Raw genomic sequence first — 24,310 nt, forward strand, 5'->3', positions numbered from 1 at the left:
TTCCGGAATTTTAATATTTTCGAGACGATTTAATTTAGCTACGTTTTCTTTTTCCTTTTCAATATACCCTTTATATTTGATATTGATCTCTGCTTGTTCTCTTACTTCGTCGTTGTATTGAGAAGAAGTTTCTTTAATAAAATCAATTCCATCAAGTTTATCTAAAGTCATATTAGGTCTTGTAAGAATTTGAGCGGCTCTGTAAGCCTGATCTACAGGACTGCTTTCTATTGACTCTAAAATAGGGTTGATAACGCCTGGTTTTAAAGAAGTTTCACGTAAAAACTCTTCAAGTTGCTGACTTTCAGATATTTTTGTTTCTACTTTTCTTAATCTCTCTTCTTTTGCCAGTCCAAGTTGGTATGCTTTCTCAGTTAATCTGATATCTGCGTTATCCTGTCTTAATAAAAGTCTGTATTCGGCACGTGAAGTAAACATTCTGTATGGTTCTTCAGTTCCTTTTGTAATCAAGTCATCAATTAATACTCCAATATAAGCTTCATCTCTGTTCAGGATAAATTCATCTTTTTCATGAACTTTATTGTGAGCGTTGATTCCGGCAATCAGCCCTTGACCTGCTGCTTCTTCATATCCTGTAGTTCCATTGATCTGTCCTGCGAAATATAAATTGTCAATCAATTTTGTTTCCAAGGTATGCTTCAATTGGGTAGGAGGGAAGTAGTCATATTCAATGGCGTATCCCGGACGGAAGACTTTTACATTTTCAAATCCTGGAATATGTTTCATGGCTTTGATCTGAACATCCTCCGGAAGAGAAGAACTGAATCCGTTTACATAGATCTCAACAGTTTTCCATCCTTCCGGTTCTACGAAAAGCTGGTGTCTGTTTCTTTCTGCAAAACGATTAATCTTATCTTCAATACTTGGACAGTATCTTGGGCCTAAACTTTGAATCGTTCCGTTGAACATTGGACTTCTATCGAAACCTTCACGAAGAATATCGTGTACCGTTTCGTTCGTATATACAATATGACAACTTAATTGTTTGGTTAATTTCGGAGTATCAAGATAGCTGAACTTTTGTGGTTTTTCATCTCCTCTCTGTTCTTCCATTTTTGAATAATCCAAACTTCTTCCATCCACTCTTGGTGGAGTACCGGTTTTCATTCTTCCGGCTTCGAAGCCTAAGCTTACCAATTGTTCGGTGATCCCAAATGCTCTTGGTTCACCCATTCTTCCACCACCTAGTTGTTTGTCTCCAACGTGAATTAATCCGTTAAGAAAAGTTCCGTTGGTAAGGACTACAGATTTTGCTTTAATCTCAATTCCTAAAGAAGTAATTACTCCGGTTACTTTATTATTTTCAACAACCAGTTGTTTCACCATATCCTGAAAGAAATCAAGATTGGGAGTATTCTCTAAAGCCAGTCGCCATTCTTCGGCAAAAAGCATTCTGTCATTCTGGGTTCTTGGGGACCACATAGCAGGACCTTTTGAAAGATTCAGCATTTTGAATTGGATGGCAGATTTGTCTGCTACGATTCCGGAGTATCCACCCATTGCGTCAATCTCTCTTACGATTTGTCCTTTTGCGATTCCACCCATTGCCGGGTTGCAACTCATCTGTCCGATGGTCTGCATATTCATTGTAATCAATAGCGTTTTTGAACCCAGGTTGGCTGCCGCTGCTGCTGCTTCGCATCCTGCGTGTCCTGCACCTACTACGATCACATCATATATTTCTGAAATCATTTTTTATCTTGCTGTTTAAGCTTTAAACCTTCACTTTAACTACTAATGTTTCACGTGAAACATTTTTGAAGAATGCACTCTAGATAAACGTATATTGTTGCTAGAATAGAGTACTTTAGATGTCGGACTTTAAGTGATTATTTAATTTTAATTCTTAGAGTCTCTATATTTCGTTAAGTACAGATCTTCCATTCTCCGCATCTCTTTTTCCTCTTCTTCCGTCTTGTCTTTATAGCCTATAAGGTGTAAAACTCCATGGGCTAAAACCCTTCTTAATTCATCTTCATAATCTCGGGAAAGGGTAGAGGCGTTATCAGAAATGCGCTGCAAAGATACGAAAATCTCAGCGCTTATTGTCTTGCCTTTTACATAATCAAAAGTGATAATATCTGTATAATAATCATGCTGTAAATAATCCTGATTAATCTTCAAAAGATATTCGTCATCACAGAAAATGTAGTTGATTTCTCCTAGTTTTTTTCCTTCTGAAAGTATTAAATCTTCCAGCCATTGTTTGTAATCTGTATCTACCGACTCCGGTAAATTTTCATAAAAGAATTGTATCATTGTATTAAAACCAGTGTCCTAAAATAACACTGAATATGCCTTTTTGATTGTTTTTAAGTGAGTGGCTGAAGTTCACTTTAATCTGCCCGAAAGGAGATTTGTATCCAGCCGTAATGCCCAGCGAGCTATAATTTACTTTAACTGCATCTTCAAATTTAATGTCATTGGAAAGGTTGGCAAAGCTAAAATTCCCAATGATAAAATAGTTTTTATTAAACCTAAACTGAACATCATTAGATGCCAAAATTACGTTATTCGTATGCAATTGGGCAAAGTAAAATCCTCCAAAACGCTTGAAGTTGATAATATTCTGCTCAAATATTCCGCCCAATCTGTATTGATAATAGGCTGGAAGATCTTCTCCAAGAGTAATTCCACCAAATAAATTAAGGCGGTAAGTAAATTGTTTTCCCAAAGGAATATTGATTTTTAAATCTGCTTTTATCTGAACGATTCTTTTTTCAACTTCAGATTTTAAAAGATCTACAACTTTTCCTTCAGCAGCAAAATAGACTCCTTTAGTTGCAAATTCCTTGTCATCCTGCGTATCTGTCTTCAGGAATATATAAGGATTTAAAAATCGGCTGTAGCGTCTGTTATCACCATTAATTTCAGCTTTAAAGTAGTCGTGGCTTATACCACCACCAATAGCGTATTTATCCTTCCATACAGACTGTATATACGCTTCGTTCCTCATCCATTCCCATTTGTCAATTATGTTATTATCTGCATTTTTCAGGTCGAAACTCATTCCTGATGAGTAAATACCAAATCCGGGAATATAGCCGTTATCAATAAAATAATTAAGGTAATATCTTAATTTGTCACCTACCACTACATCTACTGAAAGGTTGGAATTTTTAAATAAAAGTCTTTTGGCTGAATAGTTCAGTAGTAAACCTGTTTTAAAAACTTCATCATAATGCAATCCGAATTTTAAGAAATGCCGGGCATCGTCTTCAGTAACATAAAGTTTTAAATAATTGGCATCATTCTCCTGGACAATATCATAGTTAATGAATTTATAGTTGTTGGTGGCAACAAGTTTATCCACCATTTTATTGATATTTCCATAGGTCTGCAAAGAGGGTAGACGTAATCCCATCTTTCCGAGAGTATAGTTTTTACCATATATTTTACTTCCTTCTATAGAAATACTGTCTATCTTATATACATTGGAATATATTGGATTTACACGCTGTCTGAGACGGTCAAACGAACGTTTTGGTAATTGATCCAGTATTTGAGAATATTTTAAACCTTCCACATAGCCGCTGTCGAGAATTTTTTTCTTCTCGTCGTAGCTTGTAGCAGACATTCCTTTAAGGTTAGGTTTAATGTTGATGTCAGTATATTTATATTGTTTTCTTGTATCTCTTTTGATCCCGAAATCAATAACCTGGTTAAGGATGGATATAATATTGTTTAAATCCTCTCTTTTGGATAGATCCTGGTTCAGGTCCACACCAATCACAATATCAATTCCACGGTCTTTTAAGGGCTTTGAAGGATAGTTTACCGTCATAGCTCCATCAATATAAATACTGTCTCCAATTTTAACAGGATCCATTAAAGAAGGAAATGCAGAGCTTGCCATAATAGACTGTACTAAATCTCCTTTCTCGAAGATCTGCATATTACCACTTTCGAGATTTGTTGCGACACATAAAAAGGGAATAGGCATTTTAGAAAAGTCTTCAATATTGGCAACATTTTTAAAAAGTTCCTTTAAAAGATAAACATTTCTCTGCCCGGTGCTGATGGAAGAAGGAAGTGTAATTTTCCCATTTTTTAAGGGAATGGATAAAAGATATTTGTCTACAGATTTATTGAAAAAGCTGGCTTCCTGTCTGGATTTCGGATCCATTATCAAAGAATAGAAATCCGTATCCATTACGATTTTTTCTATTTCTTTACCGGAATATCCGGAAGCATACAGGCCGCCAACAATAGCTCCCATACTGGTTCCGGCAATATAATCCACTTTTACTCCTAATGAATCTAATACTTTAAGCACTCCTACATGTGAAAAACCTTTGGCACCACCACCGGCAAGCGACAGTCCTATTTTGGGGTTCTTCGGAATCACAAGGTCTTTTTTTACCTGAGATTGGATCCACACTAATGGGAATATGAAAAGAAGAATCAGGAGTTTTCTCATAGTTAATCTTTTATATAGATCCGTTTCACCCGAGGCGAAATGGAGGTTAATACTTCATAGGTTATCGTTTTGCAGTAGCCTGCGAATTCTTTTAAACTTGGTTTGGCATTAAAGACGGTTACCATGTCACCTTCCTTTACATTCGGAACATTTTCCACGTTAATCATCATCATATCCATGCAGATATTTCCAACAATCGGAGCTAATGTTTTGTTGACGCTCAGGCTTCCCACCTGGTTTCCAATCAGTCTTGGGATACCGTCAGCATATCCAACCGGTATGGTAGCGATCTTTGTGGGATGGTCTGCTTTAAATCTTCTGCTGTACCCAACAGATTCACCATCTTCAACCATTGATATCTGTGAAATTACGGTTTTAAAACTTACCACAGACTGTAATTGTTTCTGAATTTCAGTATCCGGAGATTCTCCAAGCATTCCGATACCAATTCTTACCATGTCATATTGATGATCCGTATAACTTGTAATTCCGGAAGAATTTAATATATGTCGAAGAGGAGCATACCCCAGTTTTTCTATCAGATAGCTGGAGTTTTTATCAAATGTCTTTAATTGACCAAATGTAAACTCTTTTTCTTCAGGCATATCCGAAGAGGATAAATGACTGAATATACTCTGAACTTTAAGATTTTTCTCACTTAAAGTTTCACTTAGCTGATCCAGTTCAAAATCTTTAAATCCAAGACGGTGCATCCCCGTTTCCAACTTAATATGAATAGGATATTTTTTGTCATACCCGGATTTCTGTACAGCTTCATAGAACAATTCTAAAACCCTGAAACTATAAATCTCAGGTTCCAGGTTGTATTCTATGATGGTTTGGTAGCTGTGCTGCTCAGGATTCATCACAACAATAGGAGTGGTGATCCCTTTTTTACGAAGTTCAACCCCTTCATCAGCAAAGGCAACTCCCAGATAATCGATGTGGTGGTGCTGTAAAAATTCTGAAATTTCATAACTCCCCAAACCATAAGCATTGGCTTTTACCATGGCCATCATTTTTGTGCCTGGCTTAAGCAGCGATTTGTGGTAGTTGATATTATGAAGAATGGCATTCAGATTAATCTCTAAAACAGTATCATGCTTTCTGAGTTCCAGAATATCTTTCAACTTTTCAATTTCAAATTTTCTGGCTCCTTTCAGAAGAATGATCTGATTTTCTATTTCAGAAAGATGTTTACTTTCGATGAGTTCTCTGGTATCAATGAAAGTATAGGTTTTAGATTTAAATAATTCACTGAACTTTGAAATTTCATCACCGACCAGGAATACAGAATCAAAATTTTGTTCATTCACCAATTCTGAAACTTCGTCATATAATTCCTGAGAATTGGTATTCACTCCTACGATGTCAGTTAAGACCAGAGATTTTTTAGGTTTATTATATTCCTTTAAAAATTGAAGGGCAGTTTTCAGAGAATCAAGGTCAAGATTGAAAGAATCGTTGATGATAATATTTCCCTTAATTCCTTCGATCGCTTCAAGCCTCATTTCGACGGCCTTTAAAAGGTTGATTTTTTCAACGATCTTTTTATTTTCGACCTGTAACACCTTAAGGACTGCGATAAGCGCCGTAGCATTGGTTAACGTGGATTCGTCTCTCTGATGAGCCGGAAAACTGATTTCTTCGCCAAAATAATCAACAATGATATTCTCATCCTTCGTATTTTTTTTGATGAAGACCTGATTTTCTTTTTTGAACCCGTAAGAGATTAATTTTTTGTCAGTGTATAATTTTTTAATTTTTTGATCTACTATAGAATGGTCACCATTATAAATGATGATTTCAGAATCTTTGAAAAGTTTAATCTTTTCATCAATCAGTTCCTCCTCGGAAGAAAAATTGGCCGCATGGGCATTTCCAATATGTGTTAACAATCCGATCTGCGGATGGAAAATATTTTCCAGTTTTTCCATTTCATTCGGATGAGAAATTCCTACTTCAAAAATTCCCAGTTCATGAGAATGGTTAATTTGCAGAAGAGAAAGGGGAAGCCCAATCTGAGAATTAAAACTCTTCGGACTTTTTACGGTTGGAAATTCGTTCCACAGACATTGATATAACCATTCCTTTAAAATAGTTTTACCATTACTTCCTGTAATTCCGATGGATCGTAAATGAGAATTTTCAAAGTGATACTTGGCTAATTGCTGCAGAAAATCCACGGAATTTTTAACAATGATCCACGTTATGTTTTCAAACTGCGGATACTTATGTTCAGAAATAATGATATTGATACCTCTGTCTATTGCAGCTTCAATGAACTTTTCACCAGAATTTTTATGGGTGTTAATAGCAATAAAGGCAGTATTTTTAATAGAATAAATAATCCTGCTGTCATACGCTATATTTTTAACCACTAAATTCTTGTCTCCAATAACTTCTGCATTGGTGATCTCTGCAATTTGTTGTACTGTATAGTTCATTGGTACCCTTTCTGCTTTATTTTAATACGAAACGGCAAAAAGGTAAAATTGCAAAGAGGTCAGAAGAGCTCATTATTGTAAGCAGATCTCCTTTTTGAAATTTTACAATATTGCTTTTTCGTTTTTCATTTATATTATATGAAGTGAATATACTTTTATTGGATTTGAATTTTTATTCCAGTGAATTACTTCCTTTTTGAAAGCACTTCATCAATAAAAACACGACGGCTTACGGCTTCGTAGCTTTCGGTCTCTCCAAGCTCTACCAGATCATCTCCCTGGGAGGTTCTCATAGAGTAGTTGGCAAGGTTACCCGTTCTCTTGCAAATAGCATGCACTTTTGTAACATATTCTGCAGTAGCCATTAAATTGGGCATTGGCCCGAAAGGACGTCCCAGAAAATCCATGTCTAGTCCTGCAATAACGACTCTTATGCCACTATTGGCCAGCTGATTTGCTATCTCAACAATACTTTCGTCGAAAAACTGTGCTTCATCTATTCCTACTACATCGCAATTGGAGGCCAGCAGAAGAATTTCGTTCGGATTATCTACTGCGGTACTGCGGATTTTATTCTGATTATGAGAAACAACGTCCTCTTCAGAATACCGGATATCCAGTTTCGGTTTAAAAATTTCCACATTCTGTCCTGCCATTTCTGCTCTACGTAATCTTCGGATCAACTCCTCGGTTTTACCCGAAAACATAGAGCCACAAATCACTTCCATCCAACCACTTTGTTTGGAATGATTAATTGTATTTTCTAAAAACATTTGTTAAATTAGCCGTATATTTTCAACATCAAAAGTAAGCAATTTTAATAAGAATCTTATCATGCAAAACATCCAAGATTTAAAGGAAAAGATTTTATTTGAGTCCAAGAATATCATTGATAATCTTGACAAAATAAATAACGTAGACGAATTACTTTCCAAGCAGGATCTTGTGGATGAGCTTGCTAACAGGATTTCTTTTTTGAAGCTGCTGGAAAAAAATATCGAATATTTTGTAACGGAAGAACCTGTACTGAACTCAGACAGTCATTCTGCTTCTTTTACTTCCGGTGAGACCGATCATCATCATGATTCAGGAAATGAAGTAACAGAAGAAGAAGCTATTTTTAATAATGAACTGAATGAAATTGATGAGCATGAAAATGACAGTTTTATTACTGGAGCTGATGAAGAAGAAGCTTTCAATAACCAATTGAATGAGATTGTTGAAAATGAATTTCATGAAAATATCATCAGTTTTGTAGCTGAAAATAATGAAGAAAGAGCGGTTGAAAACGTGCAGACTTCAACTATTTCTGAAGATATAACGGAAGAAGAGGCCATATTCAATAATCAGTTGAACGAAATTGAGGAAGATGAGCATTCCATTGCCCCTGAAGCTGTTTTAAGCTTTGTGGATGAAGAAAAAATCCTTGCCGATGCACACCCTGATTCAGATGAAGATATCAATGAAAATATGTTCGAGAATGAAGTGACAGAAGAAGAAACAATCTTTAATAATCAGCTGAATGAGATAGATGACGATGATGAAGCTGAGCATAAAAAACAGGTAGATTTTGCAGAATCAAGAGATACTAAAGAAAATAAAGTAAGAGAAACCATTCCAAGTATTTTTGATACTGAAATGCTTGATGATGAAATGCTGATTGAAGAGAGCGAAGAACAATTTGTAGCTTCCAATATCTCTTTAGAACAGGGAGAGTTAGCTACCGAAAATTCCAATGTGGAAAATATCGTGAATGATATTAAAAATGACCATCCTGAAGAAGAGAAAAAACAAGAAAATGTTCTTGCTGAAGTCTATGACCGAAGAAAAATTGTTGAAATAGATAAACCTGTTCCCGAAGAAACAGACAGACATCCTTCTGATGAGAGTTTTGAAAATTTAGACGAATATCATCAGGAGAAAAAAATAAAATTAGCCAATATTAAAGGGTTGAAAGCTGTTCAGACCCTATTTGATGATGATCCGCTGGAAAGAGAACTTCCAAAGGAAAACCAGTTTGAGCCTGTAAAAGAAGATACCGGAAGTATTCTGAAGTCTAATATTCCTACGAACTTTATGGAAGCTGATAAGCCCAAAACGGAGTTTAAGCTGGATTTAAATGACAGAATTGCTTTCTCAAAAATGCTATTTGAAGGCAGCCAGGCAGACCTGAATGAAACAGTAGCTCATCTGAACCAGTTCAAAACATTGGAAGAAGCCAAGGAATACCTGAGCGATCTTTATTATGAAAGAAAATGGAACAAAGTGGATGAATATGCCCAGCGACTTTGGATATTGGTGGAAAATAAATTCTTATAATTTTGAGCGGAATCCTATATTTTGTTCCCACACCCGTTGGGAACCTGGAAGATATGACTTTCAGGGCAGTAAATGTCCTTAAAGATGTTGATTATATTTTATGTGAAGATACCAGAACTTCCGGAATACTTTTAAAACATTTTGAAATCTCCAAGCCATTAAAATCCTATCATTTACACAATGAACATCAGGCAACAGAGAAAGTAATTACAGACCTTAAAAATGGTCAGAATATCGCCATCATTACCGATGCAGGAACACCCGGAATTTCAGACCCGGGATATTTATTGGCCAAAGCCGGAGCAGATAATAATATTGAGATGATCTGCCTTCCGGGAGCTACAGCTTTAATTCCGGCTTTAGTGGTTTCCGGGCTCCCCAATAATGAATTTTTGTTTGCCGGATTTTTACCGCAAAAGAAAGGAAGACAAACCAAATTGAAGCAGCTTGCCGAAGAAAAGAAAACCATTGTTCTGTACGAAAGTCCACACAAGATCAATACCACATTAGAACAGATCAAAGAATTCTTTGGTGAAAATACCAGAGCAAGTTTAAGCCGTGAAATCTCCAAGAAGTTTGAAGAAACCAAACGCGGAACAATCAGTGAGTTAATTGAATTTTCCAAGAGTAAAACTTTAAAAGGAGAGATCGTTCTTATTGTCAATAATTCTATTTAATTTTTAATTGAAAAAACTAATTTTTGTATTGTGTTCTACAGTTTGTATGGCGCAAACTAATCAATACACTAAAGTTCTTCTTTCCAAAAAAACAGGAAAGGAGGTAAGTTCGTATTCTGATGGATTTGGAATAGCCTATGATCCTGTTTCCAAAAAACAAGGTATTGTAGATTCCAAAGGAAATATAACCTTTGAATCACCTTCCAGAGGTAGCCTTTCCCATATTTTTAAAAACAGGTTTATTCTTTATTCCGAGGAAGGAAACAGAAGAAAATCTGCAATTATTGATGAAAAAGGAAATGAGCTGATTCCTTCGGAAGATCAGGACTTCAATACGCCCTGGTGGAGCAAAGAACGTATTATTGCTTCCAAACAGGGAAAAGAAGCTGTTTATGATTATAATGGAAAGCTCATCATTCCGGATTCAGATAAAATCCGATTTGCAGGGAAAGATGCTTTCTTTGTTTTGAAGGACAAAAAATGGTTCCTGTATGACTTTAATGGGAAACAGCTGAGCGACAGAGAATTTAAAGACGATTACAGCTTTGAAAATGGCAAGGCTCTTATCAGTAATGAAGAAAATCAGAGTGAGATCATTGGGAAAAACGGTCAAACTTTGCATAAGTTCTCAAAAAATGTGGTAGATATGAATGGCTATCCTTATCTGATTACCCAAAATAAAATAACAGGAAAATATGGTCTGATAGATGTTGAAGATAATACCATTGCTGACGAAATTTACAGTGATATCACACCGGAATACTTTGGCAAAAAGGAATACATTTATCTAAGAAAAAATAATAAAGTAACTATTTTCTGCAAGAAAGACCAGAAGCTCTATCCTAATAATTTTAAATATGTATATCCATTATCCAATCATCTTTTCAGGGTTTACAGCGATAAATCAGGCCAATCCGGTATAGTAGACCTGAAAGGGAATCTAGTGGTTCCTCAGGAATATGATTTTATTAAAAATTTTACAGTCTCAGGGAAGGATTTTATTTATCTTAAAAAAGGAAATGAGGAAAAGTTTTTGGATAATGAACTGAAAAATATCCTGAATGAAGGGGATCATGTAATTGGTTTTTATCCTGAAAATTTGATCATCAAAAGACAGGATCAGTACTACAGGTTTTTGACAGCCAGTAAATCTGTACTTGAACTTAAGCACGTGAAGCAAGTAAGAAATCAAGATCTTGAATACTTTACCATCCTGAACGAATATTCAAAACCCCTTGTATGTATGGATGATGCTGGCCTTTATGGGATTCTGGACGGGAAAGGTAAGGAACTTGTTCCGTTTGCCTATGAAGATATTATTGCTTTTGAAAACTTTGAAAATGAAATTGTTGTCAAAAAAGAAGGGAAATATGGGGTATTAAATTTTCAGAATGAACCTTTAACGGATATTGTTTACGAAAAATTTACCTGGATGAAAGAAGTTTTGAAATTGAATAAAGATAAAAAAACAGACTTTATTTATTTCACCAGATTTAGAAATGATGCTGTGGAATTATAGCAAAATCATAGAAATTGAACAAAAAAGTTCAGTATTTTTATGTTTTCAATGCGTTGAATAACAATTTATAATATCTTTGCAAACCGATTAATTCTGAAAAAGAATTATGATACTAAGTAAGTCAGCTTTCATCAGCTGAATGAGTTATAAAAAAATAATCGTCAAGAGATATGAAATTATTAGAAGGAAAGGTAGCACTAATTACCGGAGCTACAAGAGGAATCGGGAAGGGTATTGCTGAAATGTATGCTCAACAGGGAGCAAAAGTAGCATTTACTTATGCCGGTTCTGTAGACAAAGCCAAAGAATTAGAAGCAGCTTTAAGTTCTGTAACCCAAATTAAAGGGTATCAGTCTGACGCATCAGATTATGATGCAGCTCAAAAATTGGTAGAAGAAGTAATGGCGGAGTTTGGGCAGATTGATATTTTGGTAAACAATGCCGGGATTACAAAAGATAACTTATTATTGAGAATGTCTAAAGAAGACTGGGATCAGGTAATTAAAGTAAATCTTGATTCAGTTTTTAATCTTACAAAAGCGGTTATTAAACCGATGATGAAAGCAAGATCAGGATCTATTATCAATATGACTTCAGTAGTGGGTGTAAAAGGTAATGCCGGGCAGGCTAACTATGCAGCTTCTAAAGCAGGTGTAATTGGATTTACAAAATCTGTGGCACTAGAATTAGGTTCCAGAAACATCAGATGTAATGCTATTGCTCCTGGATTCATTGAAACTGAAATGACAGCTGTATTGGATGAGAAAACAGTTCAGGGATGGAGAGAAGGAGTTCCTTTGAAGAGAGGAGGACAGCCTGAAGATATTGCTAATGCTTGTGTATTCTTCGGAAGTGATATGTCATCATACATTACAGGGCAGACATTAAATGTAGACGGTGGAATGTTAATGTAAAAAATACAAAGAGGCTACACAGGTAGCCTCTTTTTTATTTATGCATATTTCTTCAATACATTCAAAATTTATCAGTTAAAAACCTGATTTTCCTGCTCCTGAACCCTGATAAATGTGGTTCTTTTAGAAAGTTCTTTAAGTTTGGATGCCCCTACATAAGTACAGGTAGAACGTACTCCTCCTAAAATATCCTTCACGGTTTCAGCAACTGCCCCTTTATACGCTACTTTTACGGTTTTTCCTTCAGAAGCCCGGTATTCTGCTACTCCGCCAGAATGTTTATCCATAGCCGTTTTTGAACTCATTCCATAAAATAGACGGTATTTTTTACCATCTTCTTCAATCATTTCACCACCACTCTCATCATGGCCGGCAAACATCCCGCCTAACATGACGAAATCAGCACCGCCACCAAACGCTTTAGCAACATCTCCAGGAACTTTGCAGCCTCCATCTGCAATAATATGACCTCCTAAGCCATGAGCAGCATCAGCACATTCAATGATAGCAGATAACTGCGGATAGCCAACTCCGGTTTTTACACGGGTGGTACATACAGAACCAGGCCCTATACCCACTTTAATGATATCTGCACCTACCAAAAGAAGCTCTTCCACCATTTCTCCGGTCACTACATTTCCTGCAATGATGATCTTATCAGGAAAATTAGCCCTTGCGGTCTTCACAAACTGAACGAAATGCTCAGAATAACCATTGGCAACATCTATACAGAGAAACTCAATTTTTGGATGCTTTTCGAGGATGATTCTGATCTTTTCTTCATCTGCTTTTCCGGTACCTGTACTTAATGCAATATACTGATGAATACTTTCAGGCTGGCTTTGCAGGAACTGATCCCATTCTTCAGGAGTATAATGTTTGTGTACCGCAGTGATAATCTTGTCTTTTGCCAGTTCAACAGCCATTTCAAAAGTTCCCACGGTGTCCATATTGGCCGCGATAATAGGAACTCCATTCCATTTTTTTTTGGTATGTTTGAAGATAAATTCTCTTTCCAGATCTACTTCAGAACGGGATTTTAATGTGGAACGTTTAGGGCGGAACATTACATCCTTAAACCCCAGTTTTATGTCATATTCTATACGCATTTTGTAATTATTTGTCAGAATAAAGGTAGTAAATAATCTGAAAAGGATTATTTTTGAAGCAATGGATTTTCCTGTAACCTTTCATATTTTCGGCCAAACTATTCTTGCGCATCCTCTTTTTGAAGCAGTTGGAATGTTTCTTGGCATGCGGTATTATTTTTATCTTAAAAGAAAATCAACGGAGAAACTAACGTTCAATACTTCCGCAGCTGTTTTGATAGGGGCAACGGCTGGAGCATTATTGGGTTCAAAACTCATTGGAAATCTGGAAAATCCTTATACAATATTTGAAAACTTCAGTTTCCAGAAATTTTGGTCCAGCAATACTATTGTGGGAGGACTGGCCTTTGGATTGTTGGGCGTGGAACTTGCTAAAAAAGCAGTTAATCACAAAGAAAGCACAGGAGATTTAATTGTTTTTCCTTTGATGTTGGCAATTATTATCGGAAGAATAGGGTGTTTTCTTACAGGAATTCATGAAGAAACCTATGGTATTCCCACAGATTCTGTTTTTGGAATGCATTTGGGAGATCAATTTCTAAGACATCCTGTTGCCTTGTATGAGATAGGCTTTCTGATTATGCTTTGGTTAGTTTTGAAGTTTATTCAGAGACAAAAGAAATATCCGTCAGGTTTTCTTTTTCAGATCTTTATGCTCAGTTATTTTACATTCAGATTCTTTCTAGACTTTATTAAACCGAGGGTGGAAATTGCAGGAAACCTTGGAACGATTCAAATAGTATGTATTTGTGTAATAATTTACTACATTTATAGTATTAAAAAAACTCAAACTACCCATTAAAATATTCAAGATGAAACCTTTAACACTTTTAGAAGTTGGTGATCTTACCGGCCTGGTGATCATTATTATTGGTATGATAATCCTGGGCGCCCTGTTTTTTTCTGTCATTGTTACATTTATTGTGAAGCTGATTTATGAAAGCAAGGATAACAGAAAATTCAGCAGAAAACAGTTTATACAGACTTTTGTTATTTGTTTATTGGTCTGTGGGCTCATCAGCGGATATATCTGTGGATAAGCATTTTAAAAATTAATTATGCCAGTAAGAAACTATACTTATTACGATTATACAATCAGTCTTTGCCCGGAATGTCTGAAAAGAGTAGGAGCGAAGATTATCATAGAAGATGAAGCCGTTTTCATGACCAAAAGATGTCCGGATCATGGCTTTTTCAAAACAAAAATTGCTTCTGATGTTCATTATTACAAGAATATAAGAAACTATAACAAAGCTTCGGAAATGCCTCTTCATTTCGGAACAGATGTAGAGTACGGATGTCCTTATGACTGTGGGCTTTGTGTAGATCATGAGCAGCATAGCTGCCTTTCCATAGTAGAAGTTACGGATCGTTGTAACCTTACCTGCCCAACCTGTTATGCCATGTCTTCTCCGCATTATGGAAGCCATAGAAGTTTGGAGGAAATTGAAGCCATGTTTGATGTGATTGTTAAAAATGAAGGCGAACCGGATGTGGTTCAGATCAGTGGCGGAGAACCTACCATCCATCCTGAGTTTTTCAAAATTATGGATATTGCCAAGTCAAAACCCATTAAACATTTGATGCTGAATACCAACGGGATAAGAATTGCCAATGACCCTGGTTTTGCAGAAAAACTGGCTACTTATGCTCCTGAATTTGAAGTGTATCTTCAGTTTGATTCTTTTAAACCTGAAGTTCTGGAAGATTTCAGAGGAAAAGATCTTACTTCTGTTAGGATGAAAGCTTTGGAAAAACTGAATGAACTGAATCTTTCTACCACATTGGTGATTGTTCTTCAGAAAGATAAAAACATTGATGAAATTGGGAAGATCATTGAGTTTGCTCTGAAGCAGAGATGTGTAAGAGGAATTACCTTCCAGCCGGTAGAAATCGCAGGAAGAAACAGGGAAGATTCTGCTCATGAAAAAATTACTTTAACAGAAGTAAGACAGGAAATTTTAAATCAGTTTCCACTCTTAAATTCAGATGATATTATTCCGGTTCCTTGTAATCCGGATGCTTTAGCAATGGGATATATTTTAAAACTTCAGGGAGAGGTTATTCCTTTAACCCGATATATCAATCCTGCTGATCTTTTGAATAATGAATCCAAAAATACCATCGTTTACGAACAGGATACAGGGCTTCATATGCAATTGCTGGATATCTTCAGTACCGGTATTTCCGTAGATAAGGTAAAACCTAAAGTGAACCAGTTACTTTGCTGTCTGCCGGAAGTATCTGCCCCGAATCTGGACTACGATAACCTGTTCAGAATTATTATTATGAACTTTATGGATGCCCATGATTTTGATGTAAGGGCAGTGAAAAAGTCCTGTGTTCATATCGTTAATAAAGACCTGAAATTAATTCCGTTTGAAACTATGAACCTTTTCTACCGTGATGACAAGAAAAGCTATTTAGAGGAACTTAGAAAAGAAGATAAGGTATTATTTTAACACAGAAATAAATTAGTATTTCTAGCTAATTTTAAGCATAATCATCTGTGTTGATCTGGAAAATCTGTGGTTCATCAAAGAATTTTTTTCCCGCAGATGACACTGATTTTCACGGATTATTGCGTATAAGTTATGGGCATAGCTAAATAAATCTGCGTTATCTGCATAATGCGAGATAAAAAACAAAAGCGTGAAATCATTAAATTTCACGCTTTTTCTATCTTTAAATAACAGTATTATTTAGATTCCTTCACGGCATCAAAAGCCATTACTTCTTCTAATGTTTTCATATACTCGTAGGCTGTAAGATCGAACTTTACAGGTACAATTGAGATATATCCGTTAGCTAAAGCTGTTTCATCAGCATCTTCAGAATCATCCATATTGTTGAAGTACCCTGTCAGCCAGTAATACTTTTTCCCATGTGGATTTACTCTTTCATCGAAGCTTTCTTCCCATTTTGCATGGGCTTGTTTGCAAACTTTTATTCCTTTTATTTCTGATGCAGGAAGTTTGGGGATGTTCACATTCAGAACAATTCCTTTCGGCATTGGATTTTCAAGTGTTCTTCTTACAATATTCTGAATAAACTCTTTAGCCTGGGTAAAATCTGCTTCCCAACTAAAATCCAGCAAAGAGAACCCAATCGCAGGAATTCCTTCTACACCTGCTTCTACAGCAGCAGACATTGTTCCTGAATAAATTACATTAATGGATGAATTAGCTCCATGATTAATCCCGGAAACCACAATATCAGGTCTTCTTTTCAGAATTTTATCAAGAGCCATTTTTACACAGTCTACCGGAGTTCCGCTACAGGAATAATCTGTTTGCGGGCCATCAAGGGTAACTTCTTCGTAGCTTAGCGTAGAGTTAATAGTAATAGCGTGGCCTTTACCACTTTGAGGAGAGTTAGGGGCTACCACCACTACTTCTCCGATTTCGTTCATAAAATTGATCAGATTTCTGATACCGGGAGCTGTAATTCCATCATCATTAGTAACCAGAATAAGCGGTCTTTCCATATATTATCTTAATTTTTTATACAAATGCAGGGCAATCTGTTCATTTGAGAATTGAACAAAAAGAATTTTTCAACACATCAAATGTAGTTAAAAATAAGACGCAATAAAACAGCAGGCTTATCATTTATTGATTTAATTTCAGCAATAAACGGTCTGTATTTTAGAAGGAAAGAACGTTGGATGCAGGAAATGGAAAGTTTTCCAGAGGAAAGAAAATATTGAATTTTAGCATAAGGTCTTCACCTTCCAAATAGTAATAACCATTGAAATTGGAAAATAGGTCTTTCCATCACTTATCATCCATCATTGTATTACTTATTCCAGCGGTTTTCTCCCTGTAATAATGTTATAAAGGATAACAATAATGGCGATAACCAATAAAACATGTATTAAATACCCTGTACTGATCCCCGGGACAATTCCCAGCATTCCTAAAAGCCATACAACGATACATATGACTGCAATTAACCATAATAAGTTTCTCATAATAATATTTTTTAAAGTGATTTGCTTAAATATCAGCATATTCTGTGCCTTTGTGAACTAAAATTACCTTTTGTGGTATCTCTTTATGAATTTTTAAGAAGCCTTTTTCATAAATATTTTTTCCCAGGATGAAAGAAATAGGTCATTATTCATTCTGTATTTTGTGATAGGGGGAGAGTTCACAAGATAAATTATAATGATCTTATTGAATAAAAATTCTTAAAACTGCCTGATATTTGTAAATAAGGTATTAAATTTGATCGTTTGTAACAGTCTGCAAATTATTGCTACTTATTACAATACTTATTTTTCAAAAATTTAATAAATAAAGACAGTTTATGTGGAAAAATTTCAAACTGAATAAATTTTTACTACTGATTCCATTAACCAGTCTAATGTTTTGCTTCAACTCGCCGAAGAACGATGATGAAAAGATGCAGACAATAATGGTGAGCGTAAAAAACACTCTTTCTTACCTGCATTATAGTCCGAAGCCTATCAATGATGCCTATTCAAAAGATGTTTATAAACACTATTTTGAATTAGTTGATCCTGCCAAAAGATATTTCCTTCAGTCTGATATGGATGAATTCAGCAAGCATGAAACAAAGCTTGACGATTATATCAACCAGGGAGATCTCAGCTTCTATAAACTTACGATCGACAGGCTTTACCAAAGAGTAGATGAGATCGATAAGATTACTCAGGACATTTTCAGTAAGCCTATTAACCTTCAGGAAGAAGAAACACTTACCCTGGAGCCAAAGCTTAAAAAAGTACCTGCCAACAAGCAGGAGCAGTATAATGAATGGAAAAAATTCATCAAATACAATATCCTTCAGGAAGTTGAATCGATGAACAGTAAAGAAGAGGCTCAGAAAGAGAAGAAAGATTCTGTTCAGAAATACAAATTAAAGGATACCATCAAGCTTAAAGTTCTTACTCAGGATGAGAAGATCAAAAAAGCTACAGATGAGGTGAAAGATCTTGTAAAAGAGACCTTTACCAGATTCAAAAAAAGAAAGAAAATGGATTGGTTCACCGTGTATATGAATGCTTATACCGAAGTATTCGATCCGCATACCAACTATTATTCTCCAAAGGATAAGGAAGACTTTGATACTCAGTTTACCGGAAAAGTGATTGGTATCGGAGCATTGATCCAGGAGAAAAAAGGAAACCTTTATCTTGGTGCTCTTACTATTGGTGCTCCGGCATGGAAATCCAAGCAGCTTTCTGAGGGAGATAAGATCCTGAAAGTAAAATCTAAACCGAAAGATGATGCTGTAAATGTGGTAGGAATGCTTTCTGATGAAGCCGTAAGATTAATCAGAGGAGAAAAAGGAACTCCGGTTACTTTAACCGTTCAGAAAAAAGACGGAACAATTAAAGATGTAACCATGATTCGTGAAGAGGTTGCTATTGAAGATACTTTCGCAAGAAGTATTGTTGTAAATGCTCCGAATGGTAAGAAATATGGATTTATCAACCTTCCGAGCTTTAACGCTGATTTTGAAAATTCAAAAGGCAGAAATGCTTCTGATGACATCAAAAATGAGATTGTTAAGCTTAAAGGTCAGAATATTGAAGGAATTATCCTTGATCTTAGAAACAATGGAGGTGGATCGCTAACGGAAGTAGGCGATATTATGGGGCTTTTCATGGATGCCGGGCCTTATGTACAGGTGAAGGACGGAAATGGAAAAATTCAGACTTTAAAGAACAAATATGAGACTCCAATCTGGACAGGTCCGCTTGTTATTATGCAGAACGAGCTTTCTGCATCAGCTTCGGAGATTTTAGCGGGTGTAATGCAGGACTATGGAAGAGCAATGGTAATTGGATCTCCACAGTCTTTTGGAAAAGGAACCGTTCAGACTTTTGTTGACCTAAACAGATTCCTGAATACTGAGGATGATTTCGGATCTTTAAAACTGACGATTCAGAAGTTCTATAGAATTACAGGAGAGTCTACTCAGAGAAAAGGAATTGTTTCAGATATTCAGATGAAAGATTTCTTTACTTATGCGGAAGTGGGAGAGCGTTATGACGATTTTGCCCTGGCTTGGGATAAAATTCCGGCTACTAAATTCGAGAAACTGAACTACTTTAACATTCAGGCTCTTGAGAAAGCAAGTGCAGACAGAATGGCTAAGAATAAAAACTACCAGCTGCTGTTAGAATCAGCTCAATGGAGAGAAAAACTGGATAAAGAAGAAACCATTACTCTGAACATCAATAAATTTAATGAAGTAATGAAGCATAGAAAATCTCAGATCGAAAAATTCAAAGTACTGACTAAATTTGAGAACGGATTACAGTTTATCATGTATCCAAGTGAAATTGAAAGAGAGAAAAAAGATGAAGCTTTCAAAAAGAAATCTGAAATGTGGATCAAGAATCTGAAAAAGGATCTTTACCTGCAGGAAGCAATGAATATTGTATCAGATATGGGTGTTAAATCATAAACATAAAAAAACCGATAATGAAAATTATCGGTTTTTTTATTGTGTAAATGAAGAATTACTTAATTTCTACACATCCCACTCGTCCGCCGGCATTTCCGGTAGGCTGAGTATGAAAATCGTCTGCTGCCGCATGTACAATAAGACCTTTTCCGATGATATTTTTAGATTCATCAGTACAACCTAAACACCATTTATCAGTCTTAAAGGTTAAAACAGCCGTTCCGTTCTGATCAGCCACCAAATTTCCTATATCTCCCATGTGGAAGTGTTCAGCCCCCCATTTTCCGTGATCGTTCTTAGATGGGTTCCAGTGTCCGCCTGTGGAGGTTCCGTCTGCTGCAGAGCAGTCTCCTTTTTCATGAATGTGTACTGCATGGATACCAGGAGTAAGGTTCGTTACATTCAGTTTCATGATGACATCATTTCCCTGTTGGGTAAACTTTGCTGTTCCCCCTGTTTGGGTTCCGCTTTTGGCATTTACGGCGTACGTTTTTGTAGTTCCGCACGAAACTGCCAAAAATGCAAATCCTGCCAATAATGCTAATGTTTGTACTTTCATTTTTAAATGATTTATAGTAATATTTAGGCTAAATTTATAAAAGATTTTCCAGAACACTTTATGATTGCAGTCTTTTTCTGAAAGAATATTTGATCTGGTGTTTTAATTTTATACTGTTTTACCTCAGGATGTGGAGGGTTAACTCCTTATCATTTAGATTGAAAAAGACTGATGAAATTGCTTATTTTTATTTTTTTGAGACAAGGGACCATATTAATCATATAACACATTTGAAGAGCATCAGGAATGGTTATTCTATATACTTTTATTCGTGAAGACAAGCACCAGTATCTTTTAGATCAATATTTAAAGACTTTTCCGAAAGACTTTCAGCAGGATGTTTTGAAGTACAGAAGGTGGCAGGATGCTCAGCTTTCCTTGCTGGGGAGAGTGCTTTTATATTCTGGGTTAAAGTCTCATTATAATATTGATGAAGTGCAGATTATGAGACATACTGATAATAAGCCTTATTTAAAAGACCATTATCTTCATTTTAATATTTCTCATTCTAAAGAGCTTGTGGCGTGTGCTATTGCAGAATTTCCGATTGGAATTGATGTTGAATTTATAGATCATAAAATCAATTATCTGGACTTTCAGTTTCAGATGACAGAACAGGAATTTGATAAAATTCATCACTCAGAGGATCAAATTGGGGAATTTTTCTTGTATTGGACTCAAAAAGAGTCGGTGATGAAAGCTCATGGGGGAGGAATGATGATTCCTCTGGATTCTTTTGAAATTGTAAATGATGAATGTAAAATTGAATGTAAAAAATTCTTTACAAAGAAAATTTTTATTGATGAAAATTATCAGACTTGCATAGCTTCTGACAATGAGAATATTAAAAATGTGATACCTTTTTTAATGCGTCTGAAAATTTGAGTTAATTGTTTTTTATATCTCTTAAATCCTTTTATTTGTGTGGTTTTCAGTTGTTTAAATTCAACTATAAAATCATTGTTTGGTGATAAAATTTACACATTTTAGTGTTTTTTTTTTGAAAATTCATTTTTAACATATATCTTTACTCGGAGAAAAAAATTATTTAAACACTAAGATTTAATACAAATGAAGAAAAAAATATTACTGATGATTACCTTCAGTTTTAGCGTGCTTTCCTTTGCGCAGGTAGGAATCAAAACAGACAATCCCAATCTCAGTTCAGACCTTGAATTGGGTTCTAATAACAAAACATTACTTTTAAACAGAGTTCCCACTACCGCTTCTGTTGCTAATCCGGTTAACGGGATGATGATTTATGATCAATCTGAAGAATGTGTAAAAGCATATCAGAATGGTAAATGGTCTAAATGCCTGGGGAAAGGGCTCAGCGGAAAGAAGACATTAATGAGTTCAGTTTCGTTATTATGCAACTCTGCTACTATCTCTCCCAATCCGGTTGCCGGCCAGCCGTTTAAAGGGACTTTAACAATCCCTTATACAGGTGGGAATGGAGGAAGTTATGGAGCACAATCTATTCAGGCCAATGGATTAACTGCTATTTTGCCTGTAGGAAACTTTGCTTTAGGAAACGGAACTTTGCAGTATTCTGTTACAGGAACTCCAGACAGAACCGGAAATATTACATTTAACACAAATATTGCAGGAAATACCTGCTCTGTTGCTTCTAAATAATGTAATAGATATTTTCCGGTGACCAGCTTCAAATCCTTGTGATATCTTTAAAGACTTCAATATGCATCTGTCAATACCCTAAGTATTATGCAGAATGCTTCTATTGCCTCTATACAGATATTTCAGAATCTGTTTACTGGAATTTGCTATTCCTTATTTTCATTGCACTTTCAATGCAAGATATTTATATAGACAAATTTTATTAAACCACAACAAAAATTCAACATGAAAAAAAAGTTATTCTTACCTATTTACATAAGTATTAGCTCTTTTTCACTTGCTCAGGTTGGGATTAATCAGCCCAATCCTAATCTAAGTGCAGATCTTGAACTGGGATCTACCAATAAGAGTTTATTACTGAACAGAATTCCAAATACAGGAGTGATTAATAATCCGGTAAACGGAATGTTGATCTACGATGTGTCAGAGCAATGTGTAAAGGCTTTTCAGGCAGGAGCTTGGTCACAGTGTTTTTGGAAAGATAATCCCGCCTTTGCTTTAAATTGTGGCGCCGCTACGTTTGCTCCTAGCCCGGCAACACAAGGCTTAGCATATACAGGAACTTTGACTATTCCTTATACTAATGGGGACGGAAGTGCTTACACAGGACAAACTTTTCAGGCCAATGGACTGACTGCTACACTAACTCCTGGTACTTTTGCTGTTGGAAATGGAACTTTGCAATTAGCAGTAAACGGGTTTCCTATAAGTTCAGGAAGTGCAACATTTAATGTCACTATAAATGGTAGCACCTGTTCTAATCTCACTCTTGCAGTAAATCCAGGAACACCAATAATCCCATCCAACATAACATTAGAAGGAAGGTATTTTATAGCATCTATTTATGATCAGGATTATTCTCCATTTACAGCTCCTACTGGCCCTGCTACTACAGCAAGACCTGTTGCTGCTGATGGAACTCCTGACACACTGGTCGATCTTCAGGGAGTAATTCCTACCTCAGGTCTTACTGTTTATATTCCTGCAACCGCTACCGGAAACGGAACTGTGGGTGCATATAGTCAAACCATTAATGTTCCTGCCAACCTTACAGAAGATGGAATTTCAAGAAACATTACTCTTTCATGGAACTCTCAATCATATAATGCTACAACTAAATCAATTACAGCAACACTTAAAGCTGAAGGTGGTACATTGAACGCTCGTAAATTGGATGTGAATGCCGGAATCGGAAATGATTATCTTGGAGTATTGCTAGGAAGATTCCTTATGCCTAATCAAGGAGCGCAAAAAGGATATGAAGTTCGTATCATCGCTGCTATTCCGGATAGAATGTTTAATGAACCTGATGCTCAGGGAAGCTTCACTCATAACTTCCTTTACCTCCCAATTCAAGCGGAGGATAATAATGTATGGCTGAATCATAATCTAGGGGCAGATTATACTAACGTGAATGATCCTAATTTTAATTTAGGAACAAGACCAACATCAGCAACTGATTTCCATGCTTATGGCTCATTGTTCCAATGGGGAAGAAGACCAGATGGTCACGATCTGATCAAATGGACAGCATCTAATGCAGGGGCAGGAGTGTATGGTACAACTAATGTTAGAACAGATATTCCTTCCAATCCATTATTTATTACAGCTGGTGGAGACTGGAGAACAGATGCGGGTACAAGTACAACGCTATGGCAAAATAGTACATCAACCAATAACCCTTGTCCTATTGGATTTAAAGTTCCATCACAATCTCAAATTCAATCTTATTTAAGTTCAGCTGGTATCAGCAATGGAATTACTGGTGCTGCTGCAAGTAAATTAGGATTGACAGCAGCAGGAACACGAGTTTCTACATCAGGAGATATATCACCTGTTACAACCGGAACTTCCGGACTTTATTGGAGCAGTACAGCAGGATCACTATCCAGCCCATCAGCATTTGCATTGCAAATTGGACAATTTGGCTCTCCTTCAGCAACATTTGGAGCGAGCAAAGCACAAGGTATATCTGTACGTTGTATAAAAGAGTAAAAAATCATTGAAATACCATTATTTAATAGCGACCAGCATTCTGTTGGTTGCTATTAAATAATTATTAAATAACCATTTACAGTAAAAAAACATCTTCTTAAAATATTATTTTTGAATAAAAAAGCGCACTTAATAGATAAAAACATCTCATTCTTAATGAGTTTAGATACTGTTAAAAATAATATTGATTTAAAACATTGATCTGATCGGCTAAATATCATCAGTTTCTTTTTTTTGACTCAATCATGCTG

Annotated in this window: 20 protein-coding genes; 11 read left to right on the top strand and 9 right to left on the bottom strand. The window is 35.9% G+C overall.

Annotation, left to right across the window (positions count from 1 at the left end; genetic code table 11):
• From mnmG to BBH99_RS19690, 5 genes are all read right to left on the bottom strand, one after another.
• The coding region (mnmG, locus tag BBH99_RS19670; RefSeq protein WP_066699801.1) for a tRNA uridine-5-carboxymethylaminomethyl(34) synthesis enzyme MnmG at window positions 1-1,713 on the bottom strand (1,713 nt) is incomplete at its 3' end.
• Between the two features lie 147 nt (window positions 1,714-1,860).
• On the bottom strand, window positions 1,861-2,280 hold the full coding sequence (ybeY, locus tag BBH99_RS19675) for an rRNA maturation RNase YbeY (RefSeq protein ID WP_066699803.1): 420 nt from the start codon (window positions 2,278-2,280) through the stop codon (window positions 1,861-1,863).
• Window positions 2,281-2,284: 4 nt separating this feature from the next.
• Window positions 2,285-4,441, bottom strand: coding sequence for a patatin-like phospholipase family protein (locus BBH99_RS19680; RefSeq protein ID WP_066699805.1), 2,157 nt, complete (start codon window positions 4,439-4,441; stop codon window positions 2,285-2,287).
• Between the two features lie 2 nt (window positions 4,442-4,443).
• A complete protein-coding gene (locus BBH99_RS19685; RefSeq protein ID WP_066699807.1) occupies window positions 4,444-6,888 on the bottom strand; it encodes a bifunctional UDP-N-acetylmuramoyl-tripeptide:D-alanyl-D-alanine ligase/alanine racemase in 2,445 nt (814 codons plus the stop codon).
• Window positions 6,889-7,073: 185 nt separating this feature from the next.
• A complete protein-coding gene (locus tag BBH99_RS19690; protein WP_066699810.1) occupies window positions 7,074-7,661 on the bottom strand; it encodes a thymidine kinase in 588 nt (195 codons plus the stop codon).
• A gap of 61 nt (window positions 7,662-7,722) precedes the next feature.
• Here BBH99_RS19690 and BBH99_RS19695 point away from each other — a divergent pair, with 61 nt between their 5' ends.
• The 4 genes from BBH99_RS19695 to fabG all read left to right on the top strand — a co-directional run bounded on the left by BBH99_RS19695 (window position 7,723) and on the right by fabG (window position 12,317).
• Window positions 7,723-9,207, top strand: a complete 1,485-nt coding sequence (locus BBH99_RS19695) for a hypothetical protein (RefSeq protein ID WP_066699812.1) — start codon at window positions 7,723-7,725, stop codon at window positions 9,205-9,207.
• Window positions 9,208-9,209: 2 nt separating this feature from the next.
• Window positions 9,210-9,884: a 16S rRNA (cytidine(1402)-2'-O)-methyltransferase gene (rsmI, locus tag BBH99_RS19700; RefSeq protein ID WP_066699814.1), complete on the top strand. Its 675-nt coding sequence runs from the start codon at window positions 9,210-9,212 to the stop codon at window positions 9,882-9,884.
• A 7-nt stretch (window positions 9,885-9,891) separates the two neighbouring features.
• The gene (locus BBH99_RS19705; RefSeq protein WP_123873227.1) at window positions 9,892-11,403 is read left to right on the top strand and encodes a WG repeat-containing protein; all 1,512 of its coding nucleotides are present in this window, start codon (window positions 9,892-9,894) and stop codon (window positions 11,401-11,403) included.
• 170 nt (window positions 11,404-11,573) lie between these two features.
• The gene (gene fabG / locus BBH99_RS19710; protein WP_066699818.1) at window positions 11,574-12,317 is read left to right on the top strand and encodes a 3-oxoacyl-[acyl-carrier-protein] reductase; all 744 of its coding nucleotides are present in this window, start codon (window positions 11,574-11,576) and stop codon (window positions 12,315-12,317) included.
• Window positions 12,318-12,388: 71 nt separating this feature from the next.
• Here the strand turns inward: fabG and BBH99_RS19715 are convergent, their stop codons facing one another.
• Window positions 12,389-13,426 (bottom strand): GMP reductase, encoded by a 1,038-nt coding sequence (locus tag BBH99_RS19715; RefSeq protein WP_066699820.1) that lies wholly within the window; start codon window positions 13,424-13,426, stop codon window positions 12,389-12,391.
• Window positions 13,427-13,487: 61 nt separating this feature from the next.
• Here BBH99_RS19715 and BBH99_RS19720 point away from each other — a divergent pair, with 61 nt between their 5' ends.
• From BBH99_RS19720 to BBH99_RS19730, 3 genes are read left to right on the top strand one after another with little or no spacing between them, the layout of a single operon-like run.
• Window positions 13,488-14,228, top strand: a complete 741-nt coding sequence (locus tag BBH99_RS19720; protein WP_066699824.1) for a prolipoprotein diacylglyceryl transferase — start codon at window positions 13,488-13,490, stop codon at window positions 14,226-14,228.
• Window positions 14,229-14,238: 10 nt separating this feature from the next.
• A complete protein-coding gene (locus BBH99_RS19725; RefSeq protein WP_066699826.1) occupies window positions 14,239-14,466 on the top strand; it encodes a hypothetical protein in 228 nt (75 codons plus the stop codon).
• An 18-nt stretch (window positions 14,467-14,484) separates the two neighbouring features.
• Window positions 14,485-15,888 carry a radical SAM protein gene (locus tag BBH99_RS19730; RefSeq protein WP_066699829.1) on the top strand — a complete coding sequence of 468 codons (1,404 nt, stop codon included), beginning with the start codon at window positions 14,485-14,487 and terminating at the stop codon, window positions 15,886-15,888.
• A gap of 236 nt (window positions 15,889-16,124) precedes the next feature.
• On the opposite strand, the gene surE is transcribed toward BBH99_RS19730, so the two are convergent.
• Window positions 16,125-16,913, bottom strand: coding sequence for a 5'/3'-nucleotidase SurE (surE, locus tag BBH99_RS19735; protein WP_066699831.1), 789 nt, complete (start codon window positions 16,911-16,913; stop codon window positions 16,125-16,127).
• A 315-nt stretch (window positions 16,914-17,228) separates the two neighbouring features.
• A complete protein-coding gene (locus tag BBH99_RS19740; protein WP_123873228.1) occupies window positions 17,229-17,399 on the bottom strand; it encodes a lmo0937 family membrane protein in 171 nt (56 codons plus the stop codon).
• Between the two features lie 338 nt (window positions 17,400-17,737).
• On the opposite strand from BBH99_RS19740, the gene BBH99_RS19745 reads away from it, so the two are divergent.
• The gene (locus tag BBH99_RS19745; protein WP_066699835.1) at window positions 17,738-19,867 is read left to right on the top strand and encodes a carboxy terminal-processing peptidase; all 2,130 of its coding nucleotides are present in this window, start codon (window positions 17,738-17,740) and stop codon (window positions 19,865-19,867) included.
• A gap of 55 nt (window positions 19,868-19,922) precedes the next feature.
• On the opposite strand, the gene BBH99_RS19750 is transcribed toward BBH99_RS19745, so the two are convergent.
• The gene (locus tag BBH99_RS19750) at window positions 19,923-20,426 is read right to left on the bottom strand and encodes a superoxide dismutase family protein (RefSeq protein ID WP_066699837.1); all 504 of its coding nucleotides are present in this window, start codon (window positions 20,424-20,426) and stop codon (window positions 19,923-19,925) included.
• Between the two features lie 246 nt (window positions 20,427-20,672).
• Between BBH99_RS19750 and BBH99_RS19755 the strand changes: the two genes are divergently transcribed.
• The 3 genes from BBH99_RS19755 (at window position 20,673) to BBH99_RS19765 (ending at window position 24,059) form a co-directional block, all read left to right on the top strand.
• Window positions 20,673-21,311 (top strand): 4'-phosphopantetheinyl transferase family protein, encoded by a 639-nt coding sequence (locus tag BBH99_RS19755; protein ID WP_066699839.1) that lies wholly within the window; start codon window positions 20,673-20,675, stop codon window positions 21,309-21,311.
• Window positions 21,312-21,497: 186 nt separating this feature from the next.
• A complete protein-coding gene (locus BBH99_RS19760) occupies window positions 21,498-22,064 on the top strand; it encodes a hypothetical protein (protein ID WP_066699841.1) in 567 nt (188 codons plus the stop codon).
• 225 nt (window positions 22,065-22,289) lie between these two features.
• On the top strand, window positions 22,290-24,059 hold the full coding sequence (locus BBH99_RS19765) for a fibrobacter succinogenes major paralogous domain-containing protein (protein ID WP_066699844.1): 1,770 nt from the start codon (window positions 22,290-22,292) through the stop codon (window positions 24,057-24,059).
• Window positions 24,060-24,310 lie beyond the last annotated feature (251 nt).

It is taken from the genome of Chryseobacterium contaminans (assembly GCF_001684955.1).
Lineage (GTDB): Bacteria > Bacteroidota > Bacteroidia > Flavobacteriales > Weeksellaceae > Chryseobacterium > Chryseobacterium contaminans.